The following is a 22,216-nucleotide window of genomic DNA, read 5'->3' on the forward strand; positions in this document are numbered from 1 at the left end:
ACTTAGAGGTCGCGCGCCGGCGACGGTCAGCGCTCGGCGGCCCGGTCGGTCACTGGCACGGGGTGCGCTCGGGGATGTCGCGGCGCACCCTCGTCGACACGTCGACGAGGGTGTCCGCCGCTGGTGTGTACGCCGACGGCACCGACACCTCGACGTAGGCCTCCCGGCCGACCGTGGTGAAGATGTAGCCGCGGCTCGCCTCCTCGGCGAACCATCCGACGCCGTTGATCTGGACGCACGCCGACGATGGTGTCAGGGCCGCCGGCTTGGCGACGCCACAGCGCAGCAGGATCGGTGGGGAGCCCCAGGCGGCGGCGAGCGCATCAGAAGGCTCGACCGGTCGCGACTCCTGGCCGAGCACCGTGCTCGGCAACGCTCCGAGGAGCTTCCGGCAGGCGCTGGCGACGGCACCACTTGGATGCGGCGGCTCGACGGCGACAGGTGACGCGCCACAGCTGGTGATGATGAACGCGAGACCCAACGCGAACGCGCCCAAGCCGACGGCGCGGCGCCTGGAGCCGGGACCACGGGAAAACACGGGAGCGCGGACCGCCCGAAACGCTAGATGTGGACGACCGGACAGGTGAGGGTGCGGGTGATCCCGGGGACTCCCTGCACCCGGGCAACAACCAACCGGCCGAGGTCGTCGACATTGCTGGCCTCGGCCCGGACGATGACGTCGTAGGGACCAGTAACGTCTTCGGCGAGCGTGACGCCCTTGATGCGCGCGATCTCGGCCGCGACGTCGGCCGCCTTGCCCACCTCGGTCTGGATGAGGATGTACGCCTGGACCACCACTGGTCGTCCTCCCCGGGCTCGTGGGCCCGCACCACGCGGTAGCGTCGTCGCGGAGCTCCAGGACATCTCGTGAGTGGCAACGGTATCGCGGGCGCACGGGTTAAGGGTGGCTCGGTCTGGGTCGACGCAGTTGCGGCTCCTCCGGCGTGGGCGCACTGGCTCCCTCGCGGCCGGGGCCTAGGCTGGGCTCGAGGTCGGCCATGGGGGTGTGGACCGGCCGTGGGGTGAGGGAGCGACGTAAGTGAGTCAGACCCAGGGCACAGGCGAGCAGACTCTGGCCGAACTCGGCGAGTTCGGTCTCATCGGCGTCCTGCGCGCACGGTTGCCCATCGGGCGCGACGTCCTGCTCGGCCCGGGTGACGACGCGGCCGTCGTGGCGGCGCCTGACAATCGTGTGGTGGCGACCGCCGACATGCTGGTCGAGGGCCGGCACTTCCGCCGTGACTGGTCCGAAGGCTACGACGTGGGCCGCAAGGCAGCCGCCCAGAACCTCGCCGACGTCGCCGCGATGGGCGCCGTCCCTACCGCGCTGCTGGTCAGCTTCGGGGCGCCGCCGGATCTACCGGTGCGATGGGCGGTCTCCTTCGCCGATGGACTTCGCGACGAGTGCGCGCTCGTGGGGGCGTCGGTCGCCGGTGGCGACGTTGTCATGGCAAACCCCATGGTCATCGGGATCACCGCGCTCGGCTCGCTGCGGGGCCAGCACCCCGTGACGCGTTCCGGCGCGCGACCCGGCGACCTGGTGGCCGTGTGTGGCCGCCTGGGATGGTCCGCGGCCGGACTCGCCGTCCTCGCCCGGGGCTTCCGATCGCCGCGGGCCGTCGTGGAAGCCCACCGCCGGCCGGCACCGCCGTACGACGCCGGCCCCGAGGCGGCCACGCTGGGTGCGACCTCGTTGATCGACGTGAGCGACGGTCTCCTCGCCGACCTGGCGCACATCGCGCAGGCGAGCGGCGTCCGTATCGACGTCGAGACGTCGCGGCTTGCGAGCGCGGTCGCGGAGCCGCTGCAGGCCGTGGCCGCGGCGATCGGGGCCGACCCGCTGTCGTTCATCCTCACCGGAGGCGAGGACCACGCGCTGGCGGCGACGTTCCCGGCGGGCACTGAGCTGCCGTCCCGTTGGCAGGTGGTCGGGAAGGTGTGTGAGTCTGCCGGCCTCCCCGGAGCTCACGGCGAAGGTGTCGGAGGTGCTGGCGTCGGTACGCCCACCTGGGTGACCGTGGACGGCGTGTCGTACGCCGGACCAGCGGGGCACGACCACTTCCGCTGACGGTCTCCGTCTCCCTTTCTCGTCAGGTTCTCTTCAAGCTCTTGAAAGCGCCGGCTCTCATGCCGGCGCCTTTTGCCTGCCTTCCGCGCTGATGCCGCCGCTCGGTGGCCGGTGCGTACGCATGCCCGGTGGCTGCGGATCGGCCGCGTACGACACGCCGACACTTACTGTCAGTAGCGGAGCTTGACAAACAGTGATGATCTGCGAAGTATGTGCAGTGCATCGAATGCCCCGAAATGCCCCATTAGCCGGAATACGGGATCTTCCCTCCGGCTGATGGGGCTTTCGGGTCCTGGTTGCTCGCCCCCACAACCGGAGGAACAACATGATGGAAAGAGAGGAGCCGCGTCGCTCGCGCGTCGCGTCGCCCTCTGAGCGGAACACCGGGCGGTCCCGCCGCGGATTCCGTTCGCTCGTGCGTGTTGGTGTCGCCACCGCGGCTCTGGCATGCATCGCGGCAATCGGTCTGCCGACTGCCGCTCCGGCATCGGCGACACCTCCGTCCGCGCCACCGGCACCGGCTCCCGAGCCCGGACCAAAGGCGGCGGAGATCGTCTACCCGGGTTCGCCGCAGCAGTCGAACTTCAACTCCGGCCCAGCTGGATGGAAGTCGTTCCAGGAGTACTCGGCCGGCTGCTGGCTGCGGGGTGGTACCTGCCCGAAGCTCGACGGTAAGTGGATGGCGAACGGCGGGCCGGAGGGTGCCGGTGACGGCTTCCTGCGGCTCAGCGGCAATTCGGCGGCCGTCTATGCGCTTCCGTGGGGCCAGGGTTCCTACACCCGGTTCGACTCCCCGCTCTTCACCTTCAAGAGTGTGGATGCCGAGAGCTTCAAGCTGAAGCTGGACTGGCGTTCCTCCCACGCGAGCTACGCGCTGGGCTGGAACGGCATCACGGTCGAGATTCGCAACGAGGAAGGCCGGGTCGTCCGTACGGCGGTTCCCGGCATGATCAGCGTTCCCACCAACCGCTGGCGGCACATCGAGATGCCGTTCCAGGGGAAGGGACCGGCCACGCTCGAGGTCGGTAAGAAGTACCGCATCTCGATCGTCGCGATCGACTACTACGGCCCCAGCGCTGCGACGCTCGGCCACCACGACTTCGACAACGTCGAGATGGTGACCAGCACCCAGAAGGGTGCCGAGCCGGTCGTCAACTGCGTGTCCGCCAAGGACCCGCTGACCGGTGCGAAGAAGGTCGTGGACAGCCTGCTTACCGGCAAGCCGGGGAGCTTCTGCCAGATCACCGAACCGGTCGGTGACGCGGCCAAGCCGGTGCTGGCGGTCGCTGACAGGATCGCCAACGCCCCTGGGGTCAGTGACCTCCTCGACAAGGGCGCCGGCGCGTTCGTCGTCGTCGACCTCGCCGCCAACCAAGCGGCCGGCTGGGCGGTGGGCCGCGAGACGCTGCTCACGTCTGACCCGCGCAAGCTGTACTACTGGATGGACGGCGGCAACATCGGCCACTCGGCTGACTTCGCCGTCTTCTTCGTGACGTACCAGCCGCAGCAGGTCATCGACGAGCTGTTCAACGGCGAAGGCGGCCTCGTTGGCGCGGTTCAGGGCATCCTCGAGGGCCAGCTCAGTGCGGCCTCCGAGGTGCTGTCCGACCCGGTGGGCCAGGCGCTCGACATCGACCCGGGCTACAGCCTGGACGCGGTGCTCTGGCACATCCAGACGGTTCTGGGCGGCGGCGACCCGAAGTCGGGTGGCGGCGTTCCGCAGCCGGTGCCGACCGATGGCGGGAACCTCCCGCTGCCTGGTGACGGCGACCTGCCGTTGCCGCTGCCTCTGCCGGGGACGGCGCAGTAAGGCCGTTCTCTCAGCGGTACCGCACCAAGACGGAGGACCCAGGCTCTCGGGGGGCCTGGGTCCTCTTCTTTCCTGCCGCGCGTACCTGCTGGCGGGCGGCAGGACGCCTGGGCTTACCGGGTTGTCATAGGTTTCTCGGTCTCTTGGCCGAGAAACCTATGACAACCCGGGGTTGGCGCCTGGTTTCCCAGCATCCGAAACAGTTGGGGGTACGCCATGTGGCTTATTCAAAATGGCGCCGGAGAGGTTGCTGGATCTGATTGAGCGGGAACCGGACCATGATCAACCTGCAGAAATCGCCCACGTTTCGCGCGAAGCCTGGGCGATTTCTTCAAGTTGATCATGAACCAGGCCGCCAACGGTCCGGCCTGTGAGGCGACCCGCGGCAGATCAAGATCATTTCGGGGAAGTGGCCCACGCTCCGCGCGGAACGTGGGCCACTTCCCCGAAATGATCTTGGTCGCGACTGTCGGCGTAAAGGGATTTTGAATGAGGCTCCCGAGTTGTCAAGCGTGGGCGGTTCAGGCCCGCCACCTCCTCGCCAAGTCCCACGCCGGCCTCCGCTCCGGCCCCGCCCGTCTGGCGCAGCAAACTGTGGCGCGCAGGGGTTTTGAATAGCCCTCCATGTGAGACGGGCTCGACCTTACGTGGCATGTCCCCACGAAGCGCGCGCAATTCGCCTTGCATGGTGACGACTTGCCGCGCGGGGCCCCAGTTCCCACGGGGAGAAGCTTCGGACAAGTCGCGGACGCACTCGCGGGCGGCATGCGAAGAAGCCGGCCACCTCACCGGGTGGCCGGCTTCGCAAGCCGGAAAGGGGGAGCGGTCAGCGAGCGACCTTGCCCGCCTTCAGGCAGGACGTGCACACGTTGAGGCGCTTCGGTGTGCCGTTGACGGTCGCACGGACCCGTTGGATGTTGGGGTCGAAACGCCGCCGCGTGCGGCGGTGTGAGTGCGACACGTTGTTGCCGAAGCCGGGCCCCTTGCCACAAACGTCGCAGACGGCAGCCACCGGAGTCTCCTGAATGTTTTGGAACACGGACAACTGCCCGGCGCCAGCTGGCGCTCACGGGCAACCGGTTGAGGATATCTGACGCCCGGTCCGAAGTGCCAACCGGACCTGTGTGGTTCCGGCCTCACGCGGGGTTCGCCCGCCTTGGCCCACCACCACCCCCACCACGGGGGGTGGTGGTGGGTAGCCTTCCGTCACGCTCGGACCAGGCTGGACGCGGCGAGGAGGTGGGCGGCGATGGCGGGTGTTCCGGTGCTCGCGCGCTGCTGCCGTGCCGCGTTCGCCGCACTTGTGGTGGCTCGGGAGGAGATCGACGCACTCAACGTCTATCCCGTGCCTGACGCCGACACGGGCACCAACCTGGTCCGCACGATGGACGCCGCGTGCCGAGCGCTCGACGGCCAGGTCGAAGATCGGCTCGGAGGTCCGGCCGACGTGGGTACTCACCTGCATCGGGTCGCCCGCGCCGCGATGATCGGAGCCTGTGGCAACTCCGGCATCATCCTCGCGCAGTTCCTGCACGGGGCCGCCCGTGCGCTGGATGGCCGCCGGGTCCTCGACGGCCCGGCGCTGGCCCGGGCGCTCGCCGCTGCCTCCGCCGCCGGCTATGACGCGGTCGAACGCCCGGTCGAGGGCACCATCCTCACCGTCGCTCGGGCCGCTGCTGAAGCGGCGACCCGGCGGGCGGCTGAGTCCGGGCCGACGCCCGCCGCGGTGCTCAGCGCGGCCACCGGGGCGGCAGAGGCGGCACTGGCCGACACCACCCAGCAACTCGATCCGCTGCGGCGGGCCGGTGTGGTCGACGCGGGCGGGTGCGGTTTCGTCGTGGTGCTCGAAGCCTTTGCGGCCGTCCTCGTCGGTCAACCGACCCGCTCCACCGGTCAGCCAGCCCGCCCGACAGCGCTGGCCGGCCCGACAGCGCCGCGGGCCGTGGCCAAGGCCGTGACTCCGACCGTCGCGCGACCGCGCGCGGCTCCGTCCCCGGCGTCGTACGCCGCGCCGACCGGCCTGGCGTACGAAGTGACCTACCTGGTGGACGCCGCTGACGCCGCGATCGCCGGTCTGAGGGCGTCCCTGTCCTCGCTCGGCGAATGCCTGGTCGTGAGCGGCGGCGAAGGGCTGTGGCACATCCACGTCCACGTCGACGACGCGACTGCGGCCGTCGACGCCGGCGCGAGCGCGGGGCGCCCACGCCAGATCAGGATCACCCGGCTCGACGGCGGGCAGGCTGGCGGCGACTGTGCGCCCGGGCTGCCCCGGTCCGCGTCGTACGCCGGTCGCACGAGGAGGGTGGCCCGGTGATGGCGGCCTCTCTCGCCCGCGCCGGCACGCTCGTCACGACCATTGTGGGTGCGGGCGCCGATAGGCTCGTGGACGACCTTGCCGGCGTGGTCCGCGCCAACCAACCGCAGGTCCGCACGGTGGTCCTTGCGGGCGGTCAGCGCAGACGTTCCCTGCTCATCGGGGTGGAGTGATGGCGAAGATCCGTCCGCTCAGGCCCAACGCGACCTTGGGCACACATCTGCTGAGCATCCTCACCGAGATCCTCGCTCGGCCGCTGCGCGAGAAGCTCGACCTGGTGACCTTCGGTGACATGCTGCGGCACTACCCGCGTAGGTACGTCCAGCGCGGCGAGCTGACAGACCTCGGCTCCCTGCAGATCGGCGAAGAAGCCACGGCGATGGTCGAAGTGGCCTCCGTCCGTCACACGGACGCTGCTCTGAAGAAGGACCGCAAGCGCAAGCTCCACATCGTCGACGTCGTCGTCACCGACGGTCGGGGCCAGCTCTCCCTGAAGTTCTTCAACCAACCCTGGCGGAAGCACCAGATCAATGTGGGGATGCGGGCCCTCGTTGCTGGGAAGGTCGAGACCTACCGTGGCCAACTGCAGCTCACCCACCCCGACTTCGTCACCCTCACCGATGACCCTGAGTACGACGAGAACCTCGCCGAGGGGTTCGCGGGGCGGCTGATGCCGATCTATCCCTCCACGACGGCGGTCCCCACCTGGACGATCGCCAGGATCATCCGCCACGTCCTCGACGGCCTCAGGGTGCTACCAGACCCGATCCCGCCCGACGTCCGCGAACGCCACGGCCTGCCCGCCCTCCGGGACGCCTACTTCGCGCTGCACCGGCCGGCAGACTGGGACGACGTGAAGCTCGCCCGCAAGCGGTTCCGGTTCGAGGAGGCGTTCGTCCTGCAGACCGAGCTCGCCCGGCGCCGGTCGGCGGCGCGGGAGCTACCCGCCGTCCCTCGCGTCGCGCGCGCTGACGGTCTGCTGGCGGCGTTCGACGCGCGGCTGCCGTTCGAGCTGACCGACGGGCAGCAGGAGGTCGGAACCTCGATCACGGCGGACCTCGCTCGTGACCACCCGATGCAGCGGCTGCTGCAGGGGGAGGTCGGCAGCGGCAAGACCGTCTGTGCCATCCGGGCGATGCTCACCGTCGTGGACGTCGGCGGACAGGCGGCACTCCTGGCCCCCACCGAGGTCCTCGCCCAGCAGCATCACCGGTCGATCACCCAGATGCTCGGCCCGCTCGCCGAGCGGGGATTCATCGGTGGCGCCGAGGACGGCACCCGGGTGGTCCTTCTCACGGGGTCACAGAGCACGGCCGTACGCCGGAAGGCGCTGCTCGAGGTCGCCTCAGGCGCGGCCGGACTCGTGGTCGGCACCCACGCCCTGCTCGAAGACAAGGTGCAGTTCGCCGACCTGGGCCTCGTGGTGATCGACGAGCAGCACCGGTTCGGTGTGGAGCAGCGGGCGGCGCTCACTGCGAAAACCGACGGCGCCCCACCCCACGTCCTGGTGATGACGGCGACCCCGATTCCGCGCACCGTGGCGATGACGGTGTTCGGGGACCTCGAGGTGTCCACCCTCACCGAGCTGCCGAGGGGTCGCGCGTCGATCCAGACGAGCGTCGTTCCGGTGACCGACAGGCCGGCGTGGCTCGACCGGGTCTGGCTCAGGGTGCGGGAGGAGGTCGCCACCGGGCGTCAGGCGTACGTCGTCTGCCCGCGTATCGGCGACGACGGTCCGGAGGAGGAGATCGTCGAGCCCGACGGCACCCGCCCACCGGTGCTCAAGCTGATCCAGGGCGGACTGAGCCGCACCCGCGCCCCTTCGAGCCGGGCCGAAGCCGTCGCCCTGATCGACCTTGCCGCGGCGCTGGCCGAGGGGCCGTTGGCGGGCCTGCGGGTCGAGGTGCTGCACGGCCGGCTGCCGTCAGACGCGAAGGACTCGGTGATGCGGAAGTTCGCGGCGGGGGAGATCGACGTCCTCGTGGCGACGACCGTGATCGAGGTAGGTGTCGACGTCCCGAACGCCTCGACGATGGTGGTCATGGACGCCGACTGGTTCGGCGTGTCCCAGCTCCACCAGCTGCGCGGACGGATCGGGCGTGGCGCCCATCCGGGTCTGTGCCTGCTGGTCACTGGCGCCGAGACTGGCTCCCCCGCCCGGACCAGGCTGGATGCGGTCGCCTCGACGTCCGACGGTTTCGAACTCAGCCGGCTCGACCTGGAGCAACGCCGCGAGGGTGACGTCCTTGGCGCCGACCAGTCGGGACGCCGGTCGAGCCTGCGGATGCTCTCGGTGATCCGCGACGAGGCGGTGATCCAGGACGCCCGCACCGAGGCGAGCGCCGTCGTCGAGCAGGACCCCGAGCTGCGGAGCCACCCCGCGCTTCAGGAAGCCGTTCGTGCGTTGTACGAAGACGACCGGGCCGACTACCTCGAAAAGACCTGAGGCCCGTCAGGTTCGTTCAAAGCGAGCACGTCTCCCAGAGCCGTGATCGAGCGCCCCGACCAGCTGATGGGGTCGATCACGTGCGCGTCCACGTGGTCGGGTGCGATCAGCCGCAGCGCTCGCATCCCGACCGCTTCGGCGCCGGGGAGCTCGTTGCTGTCGCCGTCCCCGACGTACACGCAGTCCTCCGGCGCGACCCCCAACCGCTCGCAAACCAGCAGGTAGATCGCCGGATCGGGTTTCTTGACCCCGACTTCGACAGAGAACACCGGTGCGTCGACGTACCCCGCGACCGGGAGAGTCGGCCAGCACGCTGGGAGTTCGTGCGTGCAGTCGCTCACCAGCCCGACCCGGACGCCTCGCTGCTTGAGGGCGCGCAGGGTGGGCGCGGCGTCCGGGCGCAGGCGTACGTACCCGCTCTGGGTGGACCGGCGGGCCGCACACGCGGCTGCGCAGGTCTCGTCATCGGGCTCGACTCCGCAGGCGCGAGCGAGCCACCGCATCGTCGCCTCCAGGTCGCCGAGCCGCCCACGTGCCCGGTCCGGCCAGGAGCCGCGTACCGCGTCCGCATACACCTCGACGGGGACGCCGAGAACTGCGGCGACCCGCTCGTGGCCCGCGTGGCGTTCGCGGGCGGACGCACTCTCGGAGAGGGTGCCGAAGAAGTCGAAGATCACCGCGCCGGCGCGGTGTTGATCGATTCGCTCGCTCCGCTCGCTCATGTCTCGAAGGGTAGGCGCGGGCCGAGGCCTTGGCTCGCCAGGGGCGCGTTGCGAGAGGATGGCGGGTGATGAGCCGAATCGTCGCTGGACAAGCCCGCGGCCGCCGCCTGGCGGTCCCGGAGGGTCGTGACACCCGCCCCACCTCCGATCGGGTGCGCGAGGCGTTGTTCGCATCCCTTGAGGCCGACCTCGGCGACCTCGACGGGCACCGTGTCCTCGACCTGTACGCCGGCAGCGGGGCGGTGGGCATCGAGGCGCTCTCCCGTGGCGCCGGGGCCGTGGTCCTGGTGGAGGCGAGCCGCCGGGTGGCGGGCCTGATCCGGCAGAACCTCCGCACCATCGGACTCCCCGGTGGCTCGGTCCTGGTGGGCAAGGTGGAGCGCCTCGTCAGCGACCCGCCGCCCGCGGATCTGCCGTTCGACGTGGTCTTCCTCGACCCGCCGTACGCCATGACCGACGAGGCCGTGCGCGGCGTCCTCGGCCGGCTTCGGGAGCACCACTGGTTGGCCACTGACGCCGTCGTGGTGCTGGAGCGGTCGACGCGGACCGGCGAGTTCGCCTGGCCCGACGGCTTTGTCGCCGATCGGATGCGGCGCTACGGCGACACAGCCCTTTGGTACGGTCGCGCCGCGAGCGGGGAGTGAGACGGTACGACCAGCTCGCCAGCACCCTCACACGTTCAGGAGTCAGCCGTGCACCGCGCCGTATGTCCGGGGTCGTTCGACCCGGTGACCAACGGGCACCTCGACATCATCGTCCGTGCCGCCAGGCTCTTCGACGAGGTCACGATCGCGGTGGGCGCCAACCCCCGTAAGGCCGGGCTCTTCACGGTCGAGGAGCGGGTCGAGATGCTCCGGGAGGTGACCAAGCACCTGGCTGAGGTACGCGTCACGACGTTCGACGGACTGCTCGTGGACTTCTGCCGGGCGAACGGCATCCAGGCGATCGTGAAGGGCCTCCGGGCAGTCGGCGACTTCGACTACGAACTCCAGATGGCGCAGATGAACCTCCGGCTCGCCGGGGTCGAGACCGTCTTTGTCCCGACAAGCCCCGAGTACTCTTTTCTGTCGTCAAGCCTGGTCAAGGAGGTCGCGGCGTACGGCGGTGACGTCTCGGGGCTGGTGCCTGATCACGTGCTCCGTCTGCTCACCCAGCGGTACGGCGAGCGGGGGGACACGCGCGGCCTGCGGGACGGATGATCGGCTCGTCGCAAGACGGCGGAACCCTCCGCCGTGCCGGCTCGTAGTTCACGTGCCGGTGGGAGGACGAAAGGACAAGCGGTGGACGTGCAGCACAAGCTCGACGAGATCCGGAGACGCGTCGAGAATGCGCGCTCGATGCCGCTCTCAGCGTCGTGCCTCATCAACCGCCCGGAGCTGCTCGCGGCGCTGGTCGAGGTGCAGCGCCTGCTACCCAGCGAGTTCGCGGAGGCGCGCGCGGTGCTCGAGCACAGTCATGAGGTGGTCAACGAGGGTCGCGCCGAGGCCCAACGCCTGGTGGAGGAGGGGCGTCGGGAGCGTACGTCCCTGATCAACAACACGCAGATCCACCACGATGCCCGCCAGGCGGCCGACGAGTTGCTCGTCCAGGCCCGCGAGGAGGCCGAGGGGCTTCGGCGGGAGGTCGACGACTACGTCGATCACAAGCTGGCCGGCTTCGAGATCGCCCTCCAGAAGACCCTCGCCTCGGTGGCCCGGGGGCGCGACCGGCTCCACGACGGTGGCGGTCCACCGGTCGGCAACGCCGAGGCCGCGGCGGTGCGCCAGGAGGTCGATGAGTACGTCGAGCAGAAGCTGAGCCGGTTCGAGCAGTCGCTCCACAAGACTCTGGACGCCGTGACGCGCGGGCGGGATCGCCTGCGCGACCGGAGCGGCCTCGACACCTTCACCGAGGACGAGGACGCGCCGCCCCTGCCCGGAGGCTGATGGACGGCACCCGCCCGGAGGGCGATGAAGAGGGCCCAGCCCGGAGGGTGCGCGGCGTCCTACTCGCCTGAGATGACCGGACTTGCCGGCGATCCCGGGGTCCGGTTGAGCGGCGGCGGACAGTCTCGGGTACCCTCGATAACCGGTCTCATTCGAGGTCGGGTCAGTCACGTGCAAAGACGAAAGCTAGGACGCCTTGAGTAATCTCGACCCTCAGGCGCCGCTTGTGCTCGACATTCGCGAGCTCAGCCGCCGCCCGGGGGCCCAGCGTAAGCTCCAGCTTTCCGTCCCCGCTCCGACTGACCTGGGCACGGATGTGTTCGGCGTTCCTGAGGGCAGCGCGCTGGATCTGAGGATCCGGCTCGAGTCGGTGGTCGAGGGAGTGCTCGCGTCCGGTGTGGCGCGGGTGCCGCTCGTCGGGGAATGCGTGCGCTGCCTGGAGCCGATCGAGCAGGCGCTCGATGTCGACTTCCAGGAGCTCTACGCCTACCCCGAAAGCGGCGTCGAGGACGACGAGGCCAGTCGGCTCGAGGGCGACCTGCTCGATCTCGAGCCGGTCATCCGGGACGCGGTGGTGCTCGCGCTGCCGTTCCAGCCGGTGTGCATGGACGACTGTCCAGGTTTGTGCCAGATCTGTGGCGCGCGCCTGGCCGACGACCCTGATCACCGGCACGAGGCCCAGATGGACCCGCGATGGGCGGCACTTGCCGGCCTCGCGGTCGACGACAGTGACGACGAAGGTCGCGGACCGTCCGACGACCCGAGGTAAAGGAGTAAGTGCCGTGGCCGTTCCCAAGCGGAGGGTTTCGCGGAGCAACACCCGTAGCCGGCGGGCGCAGTGGAAGGCGTCGGCGCCGCGGTTGGTGACCTGCGCCAACCCCGCGTGCCGCTCTCCTCAGCTCCCGCACCGGGCCTGCCCTGCGTGTGGCCAGTACGGCCCCCGTGGCGGTCGCCGTCAGGTCCTCGACGTCTGAGTTTCACCGTGGAGCGCGTCGGGGGAACAGAAGCGTACGACGAGCTGAGCCAGCGGCTCGGGCTCGCGCTTGACAGTGCGCTCCTGGAGCGAGCGTTAACGCATCGTTCGTACGCCTATGAGAACGGCGGCCTGCCGACGAACGAGCGGCTTGAGTTCCTTGGTGACGCCGTACTCGGCCTCGTCATCACCGATGCGCTCTTCCGCACCCACCCCGATCTCTCCGAAGGCCAACTCGCCAAGCTGCGGGCGGCGGTCGTCAACATGCGGGCGCTCGCCGACGTGGCCCGCGGCATGGAGCTTGGCCGCTATCTCAGGCTCGGTCGGGGCGAGGAGACGACCGGTGGTCGCGACAAGTCGTCGATCCTGGGCGACGCGGTCGAGGCGGTCATCGGCGCGGTCTACCTGGCCGGTGGCTTCCCCCTCGCCACGGAGTTCGTCCACCGGCTCTTCGATCCACTGCTTGAGTCTTCGGCCCGCCTGGGGGCGGGTCTGGACTGGAAGACGAGCCTGCAGGAGCTGACCGCGCGGGCCTCGCTCGGCGTTCCGGAGTACGTCGTCGAAGAAGAGGGCCCCGACCACGAGAAGGTCTTCACGGCCCACGTCGTGGTCGCCGGCACCGACTACGGCGTCGGCACGGGACGGAGCAAGAAGGAAGCCGAGCAGCAGGCAGCGGAGGCCGCCTGGACGGCGATCCGCGCCATGCTCGGCGAGAGCACCGACGCGACCCTCGGCGAGCGCCGCGGCGGTGCCACCAAGAACGCCGCCTCGCGGCCTTCCGTGTCCTGACGGACCCAGCCATGCCCGAGTTGCCTGAGGTCGAGGTGGTCCGGCGGGGCCTGGAGCGCTTCGTTGTCGGCCAGGATGTCGCGGCCGTCGAGGTGCGTCACTCGCGGCCGATCCGTCGGCATGCGGCCGGCCCGCGGGATTTCAGCGACCGGTTGGTCGGTCGTCGGATCACCGACGTACGCCGGCGCGGCAAGTATCTCTGGCTGCCACTGGATTCCGGGGACGCTCTTCTTGGTCATCTCGGCATGAGTGGGCAGTTCGTGGTCCAGGGACCCGGTGTGCCGGACGAGCCGCACCTACGGGTCAGGTTCTGCTTCCGTGATCCGGCCGCACCGCAGTTGCGGTTCGTCGACCAGCGGATGTTCGGGGGCCTGTCCATCAGCCCGGGTGGTGCCGAACTCCCGGATGAGATCAGTCACATTGCCAGGGATCCGATCGATCCGGAGTTCGACGACGACGCGTTCGTCGTGGCGTTGCGTCGCCGCCGCACCGGTGTCAAGCGCGCCTTGCTCGACCAGAGATTGGTCTCCGGCATCGGCAACATCTACGCCGACGAGGCTTTGTGGCGGGCCAGGCTCCATTACGCCCGGCCGACTGACACGATGCGGGGGTCCGAGGCCGTGCGCCTGCTCGCCGCCGTTCGGGACGTGATGGGTGCGGCGCTGACGGCTGGTGGTACGTCGTTTGATCGCCTGTACGTCAACGTGAATGGCGAAAGTGGCTATTTCGACAGGTCACTCGCGGTCTACGGCAGGGAAGCCCAACCCTGCGACGAATGTGGGACACCTGTCCGGCGTGACGCGTTCATGAATCGTTCGTCCTTCACGTGCCCGCGCTGCCAGCCACGCCCGCGTCGCGGGCGCTGGTGAGCGGTAATGATCACGTATACGTGGTCATTACCCGCTTCACGTGGTGTCGACGCCATGTGAGGCAGGCAATGACCACGTATACGTGATCATTCAGTCGAAGCCGGTAGAACCCTGTCCCCGTTGGGATCTCGCGCTGGCCAGGGACCTTCGCCGGAAACTTCTTCGTACGCAAGGCCATCTTGACGGTGGTCCTTTGCCCTGAACGGCCGCCGGCTCCCGAAGTCGCGGAATCCGCGAATCTCCCGAACGCCGCGAGGTGGGACGCTCGGGCGCCGGCGATTTCGCCCCCTTGATCCGTGGATGAGTGAGGAGCGCGATCAGGCAATTACAATGGGTGGCGATGTCGTCACCTTGACGGCATGGGCGTCTGGTGAGACTCTAGAGACACCGCCAGCACTCCCTGCCCCGTTTGAGTGCTGTGATGTAGCGACTCAACCTTTTCGGTCTCTCAGCGTGGAGGACCCCATATGGCGAAAGCGCTCCTCGGCCACGTCGGTGGCCCCGACCCCCGTCTGGTCTCCGAGGTGCGACGTCTGCAGCAACGAGTTTCGGAGCTGGAGGCGCATGTGATGCGACTTCAGGCTGAAAACGATTCCCTCAGTGCGGCAGTCCACGAAGGGCAGCTGCTCACCATCGAAGCGCAGCACGAACCTGCGCTCACCTGAGGGCGATCCCGGACTCAACCGCGGACCTGCCTCGTACGACACCATATTCAGCAATCAGCGGGACGCCTTGCGTAAGGCGTCCCGTTTGGTATGTCAGGGTCGTGGCACCGACCAGAGGGGCACCCGCCCAGCGGGTACGCCACCGGCCGCCCCCGCGTTAGACGGGAGGCGCACTCGCTTGCCGAGACGTCAAAGCGAGCCTGCGAGCAGTCCGGCGAGGGAGTGCGGCTTCCGTCTAACGCCCCAAGGAGGAGTCGTCCAGGGGACGCGCGTCGGCGTCCGACCGCGGTGATCCCACCGGTATCGTCGTACGGTCCAGACCACCGACGAATGACCCGACGAGCCGCCACCCGACGCCCAGCCAGCCGACGAAGCAGGGCCGCGCCAGTACCAAGGAGAGTCGAGCGTTGTATCTCAAGAGCCTGACGCTCCGGGGTTTCAAGTCGTTCGCGTCCTCGACGACCTTGCACTTCGAGCCGGGCATCACCTGCGTCGTCGGCCCCAACGGCTCAGGCAAGAGCAACGTCGTCGACGCGATCGCCTGGGTGATGGGCGAGCAGGGAGCCAAGAGCCTGCGTGGCGGCAAGATGGAGGACGTGATCTTCGCCGGCACCGCCGGCCGCGCTCCTCTTGGCCGGGCCGAGGTCGTCCTGACCATCGACAACACTGACGGCGCCCTGCCGATCGAGTACTCCGAAGTCACGATCAGCCGGATCATGTTCCGCAACGGCGGCTCGGAGTACTCCATCAACGGCCGGACCTGCCGGTTGCTCGACATCCAGGAGCTGCTGTCAGATTCCGGCATCGGCCGGGAGATGCACGTCATCGTCGGGCAGGGCCAGCTCGACACGATCCTGCACGCGACGCCCGAGGACCGCCGAGGCTTCATTGAGGAGGCGGCCGGCGTTCTCAAGCACCGCAAGCGCAAGGAGAAGGCCCTCCGCAAGCTCGACGCCACCGAAGGCAACCTCACCCGCCTGCAGGACCTCCTCACCGAGATCAGGCGAGCGTTGCGACCGCTCGGCAAGCAGGCGGAGGCCGCCCGCAAGGCCGCGGTGATCCAGGCGGACGCCCGCGACGCGCGACTCCGCCTGCTCAGTGACGACCTCGTGCAGCTGCGGTCCACGCTGGAGCGGGAGGTTGCCGACGAGGCGGCCATGCGCGAGCGGCGTACCACGGTCGAACGCGAGCTCGCCGGGGTCCAGCGGGAGGAAGCCGAACTCGAGGAGGAGCTGCGCGAGGACGCGCCGCGGGTCACCCGCGCCCAGGAGACGTGGTTCCACCTCGCGAGCCTGAAGGAACGGCTCCGTGGCACGGCCAGCCTGGCGGCCGAGCGGAGTCGCAACCTCGCGGACGCGGCGGAGGAGCCCAGCGGTCGGGACCCCGACCAGCTCGAGGCCGAGGCCGCCCGGATCCGGTCTGAGGAGGCCGAGATCGAGGCGGAGGTCGAGGGACACCAGTCTGCCCTCGACGAGGCGCTGGGTTTCCGTCAGGCGTCGGAGCGCGCCCACGCCGAGGAGGAACGCCGGATCGCCGCGCTCCTGCGTGCCGCCGCCGACCGCCGGGAAGGCTTGGCTCGGCTCTCCGGACAGGTCAACACCGTGCGCAGCCGGCTGGAGACCCGACAGAACGAGATCGAACGCCTGACGGCGGCCCGCGGCGAGGCCGAGACCCGGGCCGGGACCGCTCAGCGGGAGTTCACCGAACTCGAGAGCCAGGTGGCGAACCTGGACGCCGGCGAGAGCGGGCTGGACGCTCAGCACGACGTTGCTGTCGGCGCCCTGGAGGCGGTCGACGAGCGGCTCCGGGCGCTTCGCCAGGATGAGCAGGATGCCGAGCGTGAGCGCGCTGCCCTGGAGGCCCGCAAGGAAGCCCTCGAACTCGGCCTCAGCCGCAAGGACGGCGCTGCCGCGCTGCTCGCCGCCACCGAACGGGTCTCCGGTCTGCTCGGCTCAGTGGCCGCGTTGCTGACGATCGAGCCGGGGTACGAACCCGCGGTGGCCGGCGCCCTCGGACGGACCGCCGATGCGGTCGCGGTCGGCACCGTCGACGCGGCGGTGGGCGCGTTGCTGCACCTGCGTACCGAGGACCTTGGTCGGGCCGGGATGCTGCTCGGTGGAGCGGTGACGGGGGCGGAGGACGACCCGAGCGGCTGGCCGCAGCTGCCGCCGGGCGCGAGGTACGCCGTCGACGTGGTGACCGCACCGTCGCAGGTGCTGCCTGCGCTGGTCCGGCTGCTCCGCAAGGTGGCCGTCGTCGATGATCTGGCCGCGGCCCGCTCGCTCATCGCGGACCTGCCCGACCTGATCGCCGTGACGCGCGACGGCGACCTCCTCGGCGTTCATCTCGCTCATGGTGGCTCGGCCGCGCAGCCGAGCCTGCTCGAGGTGCAGGCCGCGGTGGACGACGCCGCGGAACGCCTCCGGCAGGCGACCGAACGCGCGGGCCGGCTCCGCATCGAGCGGGCCGAGTCCGAGGAGCAGCGGACGGTGACGGCCCAGGCGGTCGAGTCGACGCTGGCTCGCCTCCACGAGTCAGACGCGGAGCTGGCCGCCGTCGCCGAGCGGCTCGGGCAGCTGGGGTCGGCGGCGCGGTCCGCCCAGGCGGAGGCCGACCGCCTCGGCAAGGCGATCGACGAGGCCCACGAGGCGGCCAGCCGCGACGAGACCGGGCTCACCGAACTCGAGCAGCGGCTGGCGGCGGCCGAGGACGGCCCCGACGACGATCCCTCGACGGACGAACGCGACCGGCTCGCCGAGGTTTCCAAGGAAGCCCGCCAGCGCGAGATGGAGTCCAGGCTGGCGCTGCGTACGGCCGAGGAACGCGCCCGTGCCCTCGCCGGGCGCGCCGACTCGTTGGAGCGGGCCGCGCGCGAGGAACGCGCCGCCCGCGAGCGGGCGCGGCTCCGTCGGGAACGCCGGGCCCGGGAGGCTCTGGTGGCGACGGCCGTCCTGGCGGCGGTGGAGCAGGTGCTGGCCCGGCTCGAGGTGTCGCTCGCGGCGGCAGGCCGGGAACGCCAGGAAGCCGAGCAGGCGCGCACCGCCCGGGAGGCGGCCGTGCACGGCGTACGCCAGCGGGTGCGCGCACTAGCCGGTGAGCTGGACGAGCTGACCAACACCGTGCATCGCGATGAGATGGCGCGCGCCGAGCAGCGGATGCGGATCGAGCAGCTGGAGCAGCGCGCCGTCGAGGAGCTCGGGGTCGATCCGGAGACGCTGGTGCGCGACTACGGCCCGGACGTACCCATTCCCCCGTCCCCAGCGGCGCCCGGAGCGTCCGGCGACGAGCAGGGCGAGCTCGAGGAGGCGCCCCCTCGCCCGTACGTCCGCACCGAGCAGGAGAAGCGGCTCAAGAGCGCGGAACGCCAGCTCACCATGCTGGGCAAGGTCAACCCGCTGGCGCTGGAGGAGTTCGCGGCGATGGAGGAACGCCACACCTTCCTCTCCCGCCAGCTGGAGGACCTGAAGAAGACCCGCAAGGACCTGCTCGACATCGTCCGCGAGGTCGACGAACGCGTCGAGCAGGTCTTCACGTCCGCGTGGCACGACACCGAGAAGCAGTTCGAGCACGTGTTCAACCGGCTCTTCCCTGGCGGTGAGGGCCGGCTCGTCCTCACCAAGCCCGAGGACATGCTCGCGACGGGTGTGGAGGTCGAGGCGCGGCCCCCGGGCAAGAAGGTCAAGCGGCTTTCGTTGCTGTCCGGTGGCGAGCGGTCCCTGGTGGCGGTGGCGTTCCTCGTGGCCCTCTTCAAGGCGCGGCCGAGCCCGTTCTACCTGCTCGACGAGGTGGAGGCCGCGCTCGACGACACCAACCTCGGCCGGCTGCTGGAGATCTACGAGGAACTGCGCGAGAACAGCCAGCTGCTCGTGGTCACCCACCAGAAGCGCACGATGGAGGTCGCCGACGCGTTGTACGGCGTGTCGATGCGGGGTGACGGGGTTTCGGCGGTGATCAGCCAGCGGCTCCGGGAGGCGGAGTCCGCCTGAGCCGCTCTGCTCGGCACCAGGGGTAGGTCAGGTCGCGACGGCGAGCTGCGTGCGGTGATGTGTCGGGGTGTCGATCTCGTCGAGCACCGCGATCGCGAAGTCGTCGTACGTGATGCGGTTGCTGGCGGCCTCGTCGATAGTCAGCACCGGCGCGCCGGCGAGCGTGTAGCGGCCCGCCCGCGTGCCGTCGTGGTCGAAGTCCCCGGCCGGACTGATCACCAGCCAGTCGAGGGTGGTGGTCGCCGCCCGGAGGGTCTCGAGTCCGGCGGCATGGCCGAGGCAGAAGGGCAGGTACTCCGGCGGGAAGTCGGGCCCGTCAAGTACGCGTACGCCCGGCTCCGTTTCCAGGGTCACCGAGATGCCGATGACCAGCAGGCGACCGACGCCCGCGCGGGGGAGCCCAGCCAGCAGCGCATTGGTCGCGCTGACGTAGAAGGCGTCCGCTGGCACCTCGAGATCGGCGACGGTACTCACGGCGGCGTCGTGCCCGTCCGCGGCCGCGGCGACGCTGGCCGGGTCGGTGACGTCGCCGGCGACGACCGTGACGCCGGTGGCTGAGAGGTGGGGGTACTTCGCCGGATCCCGGACCACGGCGGTGACCTGGTGGCCGCGCGCCTGCGCCTCGGTCACGACCCGGCGGCCGGCCCTCCCACCGGCGCCGAAGACGACTACTTTCATGCGCTCGCTCCGATTCGTTGAAGGCGGGGCGTGGATCGCCGACCGCTCGACCGTGGACGGTAGACCGCGAGGGGTGGGTTACCGCAACGAAACTGACCCGGGATGCGGGACGGGTGCCATTCGTCCGCGCCGCGATCGGGCTCATGTGCGCGCTACCGTCGGCACGGTGACCGAACCCCTGCGCGCCGACATGTTCCAGCCCGGCTGCCCCTCGAATGTCACGCCGTTCCAGATTGGCGACAAGTGGGCAGGGATGGTGATCCTGTGTCTCGAAGGCGGCCCGAGACGGTTCTCCCAGCTCCGCGTGCCACTTCGTCGGGTCACACCCAAGGTGCTCACCGAGACGCTGCGGGCGCTGGAACGCGACGGGATGATCACCCGTACCCGCTATGACGAGGTGCCACCCAGAGTGGAGTACGCGCTGACGCCGCTCGGGCGTACGTTGCTCGAGCCCCTCGCGGCCTGCCGGGAGTGGGCCGAGCGTCATCTGGCCGAGCTTCTCGAGGCGCGCGCGGCGTATGAGCGGACGGCGTATGAGACATCGCGAACCGACGTTTTCGAGAGGTCGCGGAGTTAGAGGTCGCGCGACCCCGTAATTCGGGCCCGGCCTGCGGGACCGGATCGGCATTGGTTAGCCTTGCCTAATCTCGCTCCCCTTGAGGGTGCGCCGGAGCGAGCGTGCGTTGGGAGAGGTGATCGTGGCGACCGTCGTTCCGTACGACCGCGACGGCGTCGCGACGACGGGATCACGATGTGCCGCTTGGGAAACAGGACTTCCGGCATGTCTGCGGAGCCTGCGACGGGTAACCACCTTCATAGAGGTCGCGCGGACAGGGGCGTCGGGTCGCCCGCGGCTTCCGGATCCGCGCGACCTCTTGGCGCCGTTCCTTCACCGAGAGGCAACTGCCGTGGCTGTACGACGTGTGCTTGCGCTGCTGGCTGGTGTTCTCGTGGCGACCGGGCTCGCGGCCTGTTCGGGCAACGAGCCGGCGACATCGGGGCCTGGCGGAGCGTCGACGAAACCCGCTGGGCGGACGGTGACTGTTTCTGACGCGCAGGGCACGGTTGCCCTGAAGGCGCCGGCGAAGCGGGTGGTCGCGCTCGAGTGGGTCTACGCCGAAGATCTGCTGGCGGTCAACGTGACGCCGGTCGGGATCGCGGACAAGGCGGGCTACTCAAAGTACGTCGGTGGAGGGGCGCGGCTGGCACCCCAGATCAGGGACGTTGGCAGCCGCGAGATGCCCAACATCAATGCCATTCAGGCTTTGCGGCCCGATCTCATCGTGACAGACATGAGCCGCGGCGCGTCGAACATCAGCCAGTTGAGGAGCGTCGCGCCGGTCCTCGTTTTCAACCCGTACCGCTCCGACATGTCGGCGTGGGACGAGATGCGTACGACATTCCTGCAGCTGTCAACGGCGGTCGACCGGTCAGCGCAGGCGGCGAAAGTGCTGAACCGACTCGACGCCACGGTGCGGGTCGGCAAGCAGAAACTGTCAGACTCCGGTAAGGGCGACATGGCGTTCGCTCTGGTGCAGGGCTTCTCCGAGCAGGGGATGCCGGTGATCCGGATATTCGGATCGACATCCCTTGCCGGCGAGACGATCGAGCAACTCGGACTGAAGAACGACTGGAAGGGAAGGCCCGACCAGTACGGCTTTTCGACGGTGAATGTCGAGGATCTCGGTTCGGTGTCAATGGCTGATTTCCTCTATCTGGCCGCGCCCAGAGACAACATCTTCACCGGAACGCTCGCGAACAATGCGGCGTGGAAGGACCTTGAATTCGTACGAACGAGCCGGGTGCACGCCCTTGGCCAAGGTACGTGGTTCTACGGCGGCCCGTTGTCGACCATGCGGTGCGTCAACGAGGTTGTTCGGGCGCTCGCGTGACGCAGGTATGTGACAGCAGCGTGGGGGAGTCCGACTGGCTGGGGCCGCGTGTGCCCTCAGACGAAGATTCGCACGGAAGCGAAGCGAGTCCGTTTGACGTGTGGCTCCGGGCATCCGATCTCGCGGATCCATCCCGCCCGGAGCTCACGCGACTGGTCCGTGGTGTCGAACTCGCGTCGGCGTGCGCACCAGCGGTTGCCGCGGCTCTGTTGTGGAAACGGTACGCCTGGTCTGTCGTGCAAGCCAGCCTTGACGGTTGGCTGACGGATGAGGTGCCCGACCTTACGCTCGAGGCGGTATCCGTGCGATTCTCGCTGGCGCGGCCGTACGCCGTCGTTCGTTCGGCCGCTCCAGCACAAACGTCTGTCGGTATCAGTCGAGCTGACCTCAGCCGGTGGCTTGCGAACGACGTTATCGCCGGACACCTCCAGCCAGTTCTCGAACGCCTTCACACCACTACCCGAGCCGGCAGGCGGCTGCTGTGGGGGTCGGCCGCACACGCGGTCGCGTACCCGCTGGTCGATCTCTTCGCCGATCCGGTACGCGAGGTGCCAGATTTCCTTGAGCAGGTGGGTCCGCCCATCGCTGGTCTGGTGGATGTCGTGACGTCGCCGTCGGACACCGGGCCGCGGATCGAGATCGTACGTCGAACGTGCTGCCTGGCGTTTCGCAGCGGGACGCCGGTGGTGTGCGGATACTGCCCGATCAGCCAAGCTGACAGGGCGGTCGAGGCCGGCACACTCCGCTGACCCGGCCTCCCGAACAGACTCTCCGGACATCTCGAAGTAGTTCAAACGCCTTGAAAATAAGGGTTCTAGTGGTCTCCATTGGTTGCGACAGCGATCTTGGTGGAGTACGATCGAACGTATGAGCGACGGCGATGGCGATGGTGTGGGGATCTCACCGCTCCCGCCCGGGTTTGCTGACATGCTTCCCGGTCCGGAGTTGGTGGTGGCATTCGCTGCTGTTGACCAGTCGGCGTGTAATGGTTACGAGTTGGGTGAGCTGGTTCGTGCCGCGCGGAAGCTCGCTCGCTGGGCTGAGTACCTGAGTCTTGGTGCTGTGAATGCGTTGGCGCA

22 protein-coding genes and 1 pseudogene are annotated in these 22,216 nt (G+C 69.3%); 18 read left to right on the forward strand and 5 right to left on the reverse strand.

Going from position 1 to position 22,216, the window contains the following annotated elements; all coding sequences use genetic code 11:
* Window positions 1-49 precede the first annotated feature (49 nt).
* Window positions 50-538: a DUF3515 domain-containing protein gene (locus B141_RS0108865; RefSeq protein ID WP_237742656.1), complete on the reverse strand. Its 489-nt coding sequence runs from the start codon at window positions 536-538 to the stop codon at window positions 50-52.
* A gap of 23 nt (window positions 539-561) precedes the next feature.
* Window positions 562-798 (reverse strand): Lrp/AsnC family transcriptional regulator, encoded by a 237-nt coding sequence (locus B141_RS0108870; protein WP_020574803.1) that lies wholly within the window; start codon window positions 796-798, stop codon window positions 562-564.
* Between the two features lie 241 nt (window positions 799-1,039).
* Here B141_RS0108870 and B141_RS0108875 point away from each other — a divergent pair, with 241 nt between their 5' ends.
* Window positions 1,040-2,068 carry a thiamine-phosphate kinase gene (locus tag B141_RS0108875; protein ID WP_020574804.1) on the forward strand — a complete coding sequence of 343 codons (1,029 nt, stop codon included), beginning with the start codon at window positions 1,040-1,042 and terminating at the stop codon, window positions 2,066-2,068.
* Between the two features lie 415 nt (window positions 2,069-2,483).
* The gene (locus B141_RS0108880) at window positions 2,484-3,878 is read left to right on the forward strand and encodes a hypothetical protein (protein ID WP_157180887.1); all 1,395 of its coding nucleotides are present in this window, start codon (window positions 2,484-2,486) and stop codon (window positions 3,876-3,878) included.
* Window positions 3,879-4,704: 826 nt separating this feature from the next.
* Here B141_RS0108880 and rpmB read toward each other — a convergent pair.
* The gene (rpmB, locus tag B141_RS0108885; RefSeq protein ID WP_020574806.1) at window positions 4,705-4,890 is read right to left on the reverse strand and encodes a 50S ribosomal protein L28; all 186 of its coding nucleotides are present in this window, start codon (window positions 4,888-4,890) and stop codon (window positions 4,705-4,707) included.
* Window positions 4,891-5,127: 237 nt separating this feature from the next.
* Between rpmB and B141_RS39665 the strand changes: the two genes are divergently transcribed.
* Genes B141_RS39665 through recG form a run of 3 tightly spaced genes read left to right on the forward strand, consistent with a single transcriptional unit; the run spans window position 5,128 to window position 8,638 of the window.
* Window positions 5,128-6,192, forward strand: a complete 1,065-nt coding sequence (locus B141_RS39665; RefSeq protein WP_020574807.1) for a DAK2 domain-containing protein — start codon at window positions 5,128-5,130, stop codon at window positions 6,190-6,192.
* A complete protein-coding gene (locus B141_RS49065) occupies window positions 6,192-6,365 on the forward strand; it encodes a hypothetical protein (RefSeq protein ID WP_157180888.1) in 174 nt (57 codons plus the stop codon). Before B141_RS39665 ends, B141_RS49065 begins: the two co-directional genes overlap by 1 nt.
* Window positions 6,365-8,638, forward strand: coding sequence for an ATP-dependent DNA helicase RecG (recG, locus tag B141_RS0108900; protein WP_020574809.1), 2,274 nt, complete (start codon window positions 6,365-6,367; stop codon window positions 8,636-8,638). The genes B141_RS49065 and recG overlap by 1 nt, the downstream gene beginning before the upstream one ends.
* Here the strand turns inward: recG and B141_RS39670 are convergent.
* Window positions 8,620-9,360, reverse strand: coding sequence for an HAD family hydrolase (locus B141_RS39670; RefSeq protein WP_020574810.1), 741 nt, complete (start codon window positions 9,358-9,360; stop codon window positions 8,620-8,622). The genes recG and B141_RS39670 overlap by 19 nt on opposite strands.
* Window positions 9,361-9,428: 68 nt before the next feature.
* On the opposite strand from B141_RS39670, the gene rsmD reads away from it, so the two are divergent.
* The 9 genes from rsmD to smc all read left to right on the forward strand — a co-directional run bounded on the left by rsmD (window position 9,429) and on the right by smc (window position 18,567).
* Window positions 9,429-10,004, forward strand: a complete 576-nt coding sequence (gene rsmD, locus B141_RS0108910; protein WP_020574811.1) for a 16S rRNA (guanine(966)-N(2))-methyltransferase RsmD — start codon at window positions 9,429-9,431, stop codon at window positions 10,002-10,004.
* 48 nt (window positions 10,005-10,052) lie between these two features.
* Entirely contained in the window at window positions 10,053-10,559 is a 507-nt protein-coding gene (gene coaD / locus B141_RS39675; RefSeq protein WP_020574812.1) for a pantetheine-phosphate adenylyltransferase, read from the forward strand.
* Between the two features lie 81 nt (window positions 10,560-10,640).
* Window positions 10,641-11,285 (forward strand): ATP synthase subunit B family protein, encoded by a 645-nt coding sequence (locus B141_RS39680; RefSeq protein ID WP_020574813.1) that lies wholly within the window; start codon window positions 10,641-10,643, stop codon window positions 11,283-11,285.
* Between the two features lie 196 nt (window positions 11,286-11,481).
* Window positions 11,482-12,054, forward strand: a complete 573-nt coding sequence (locus B141_RS0108925) for a YceD family protein (RefSeq protein ID WP_202805705.1) — start codon at window positions 11,482-11,484, stop codon at window positions 12,052-12,054.
* 13 nt (window positions 12,055-12,067) lie between these two features.
* Window positions 12,068-12,259, forward strand: coding sequence for a 50S ribosomal protein L32 (gene rpmF / locus B141_RS47190; protein ID WP_084678184.1), 192 nt, complete (start codon window positions 12,068-12,070; stop codon window positions 12,257-12,259).
* Window positions 12,260-12,267: 8 nt separating this feature from the next.
* Complete coding sequence (rnc, locus tag B141_RS39685) at window positions 12,268-13,047, forward strand: ribonuclease III (protein ID WP_020574815.1); 780 nt, start codon at window positions 12,268-12,270, stop codon at window positions 13,045-13,047.
* Window positions 13,048-13,058: 11 nt separating this feature from the next.
* Entirely contained in the window at window positions 13,059-13,916 is an 858-nt protein-coding gene (mutM, locus tag B141_RS0108935) for a bifunctional DNA-formamidopyrimidine glycosylase/DNA-(apurinic or apyrimidinic site) lyase (protein WP_020574816.1), read from the forward strand.
* A gap of 467 nt (window positions 13,917-14,383) precedes the next feature.
* Window positions 14,384-14,581 (forward strand): hypothetical protein, encoded by a 198-nt coding sequence (locus B141_RS0108940; protein WP_026257035.1) that lies wholly within the window; start codon window positions 14,384-14,386, stop codon window positions 14,579-14,581.
* A 407-nt stretch (window positions 14,582-14,988) separates the two neighbouring features.
* On the forward strand, window positions 14,989-18,567 hold the full coding sequence (gene smc / locus B141_RS0108945) for a chromosome segregation protein SMC (RefSeq protein WP_020574818.1): 3,579 nt from the start codon (window positions 14,989-14,991) through the stop codon (window positions 18,565-18,567).
* A gap of 27 nt (window positions 18,568-18,594) precedes the next feature.
* On the opposite strand, the gene B141_RS0108950 is transcribed toward smc, so the two are convergent.
* Entirely contained in the window at window positions 18,595-19,245 is a 651-nt protein-coding gene (locus tag B141_RS0108950; RefSeq protein WP_020574819.1) for an NAD(P)-dependent oxidoreductase, read from the reverse strand.
* Window positions 19,246-19,411: 166 nt separating this feature from the next.
* Between B141_RS0108950 and B141_RS0108955 the strand changes: the two genes are divergently transcribed.
* The 4 genes and pseudogenes from B141_RS0108955 to B141_RS47195 all read left to right on the forward strand — a co-directional run.
* Window positions 19,412-19,822: a winged helix-turn-helix transcriptional regulator gene (locus B141_RS0108955; RefSeq protein WP_026257036.1), complete on the forward strand. Its 411-nt coding sequence runs from the start codon at window positions 19,412-19,414 to the stop codon at window positions 19,820-19,822.
* A gap of 331 nt (window positions 19,823-20,153) precedes the next feature.
* Entirely contained in the window at window positions 20,154-21,137 is a 984-nt protein-coding gene (locus tag B141_RS0108960; protein WP_026257037.1) for an ABC transporter substrate-binding protein, read from the forward strand.
* A gap of 302 nt (window positions 21,138-21,439) precedes the next feature.
* Window positions 21,440-21,886 carry a hypothetical protein gene (locus B141_RS0108965; protein ID WP_157180889.1) on the forward strand — a complete coding sequence of 149 codons (447 nt, stop codon included), beginning with the start codon at window positions 21,440-21,442 and terminating at the stop codon, window positions 21,884-21,886.
* Between the two features lie 118 nt (window positions 21,887-22,004).
* Window positions 22,005-22,216, forward strand: a pseudogene (locus B141_RS47195) (HNH endonuclease); the annotation flags it as partial.

It is taken from the genome of Actinopolymorpha alba DSM 45243, assembly GCF_000373925.1.
GTDB classification, from domain to species: Bacteria; Actinomycetota; Actinomycetes; order Propionibacteriales; family Actinopolymorphaceae; genus Actinopolymorpha; species Actinopolymorpha alba.

Coding starts and splice junctions, on each gene's coding strand:
- B141_RS0108950 (WP_020574819.1), bottom strand. CDS start 19,245: ATGAAAGTAGTCGTCTTCGGCGCCGGTGGGAGGGCCGGCCGCCGGGTC.
- B141_RS49065 (WP_157180888.1), top strand. CDS start 6,192: ATGGCGGCCTCTCTCGCCCGCGCCGGCACGCTCGTCACGACCATTGTG.
- rsmD (WP_020574811.1), top strand. CDS start 9,429: ATGAGCCGAATCGTCGCTGGACAAGCCCGCGGCCGCCGCCTGGCGGTC.
- B141_RS39665 (WP_020574807.1), top strand. CDS start 5,128: ATGGCGGGTGTTCCGGTGCTCGCGCGCTGCTGCCGTGCCGCGTTCGCC.
- B141_RS0108940 (WP_026257035.1), top strand. CDS start 14,384: ATGGCGAAAGCGCTCCTCGGCCACGTCGGTGGCCCCGACCCCCGTCTG.
- recG (WP_020574809.1), top strand. CDS start 6,365: ATGGCGAAGATCCGTCCGCTCAGGCCCAACGCGACCTTGGGCACACAT.
- mutM (WP_020574816.1), top strand. CDS start 13,059: ATGCCCGAGTTGCCTGAGGTCGAGGTGGTCCGGCGGGGCCTGGAGCGC.
- B141_RS39670 (WP_020574810.1), bottom strand. CDS start 9,360: ATGAGCGAGCGGAGCGAGCGAATCGATCAACACCGCGCCGGCGCGGTG.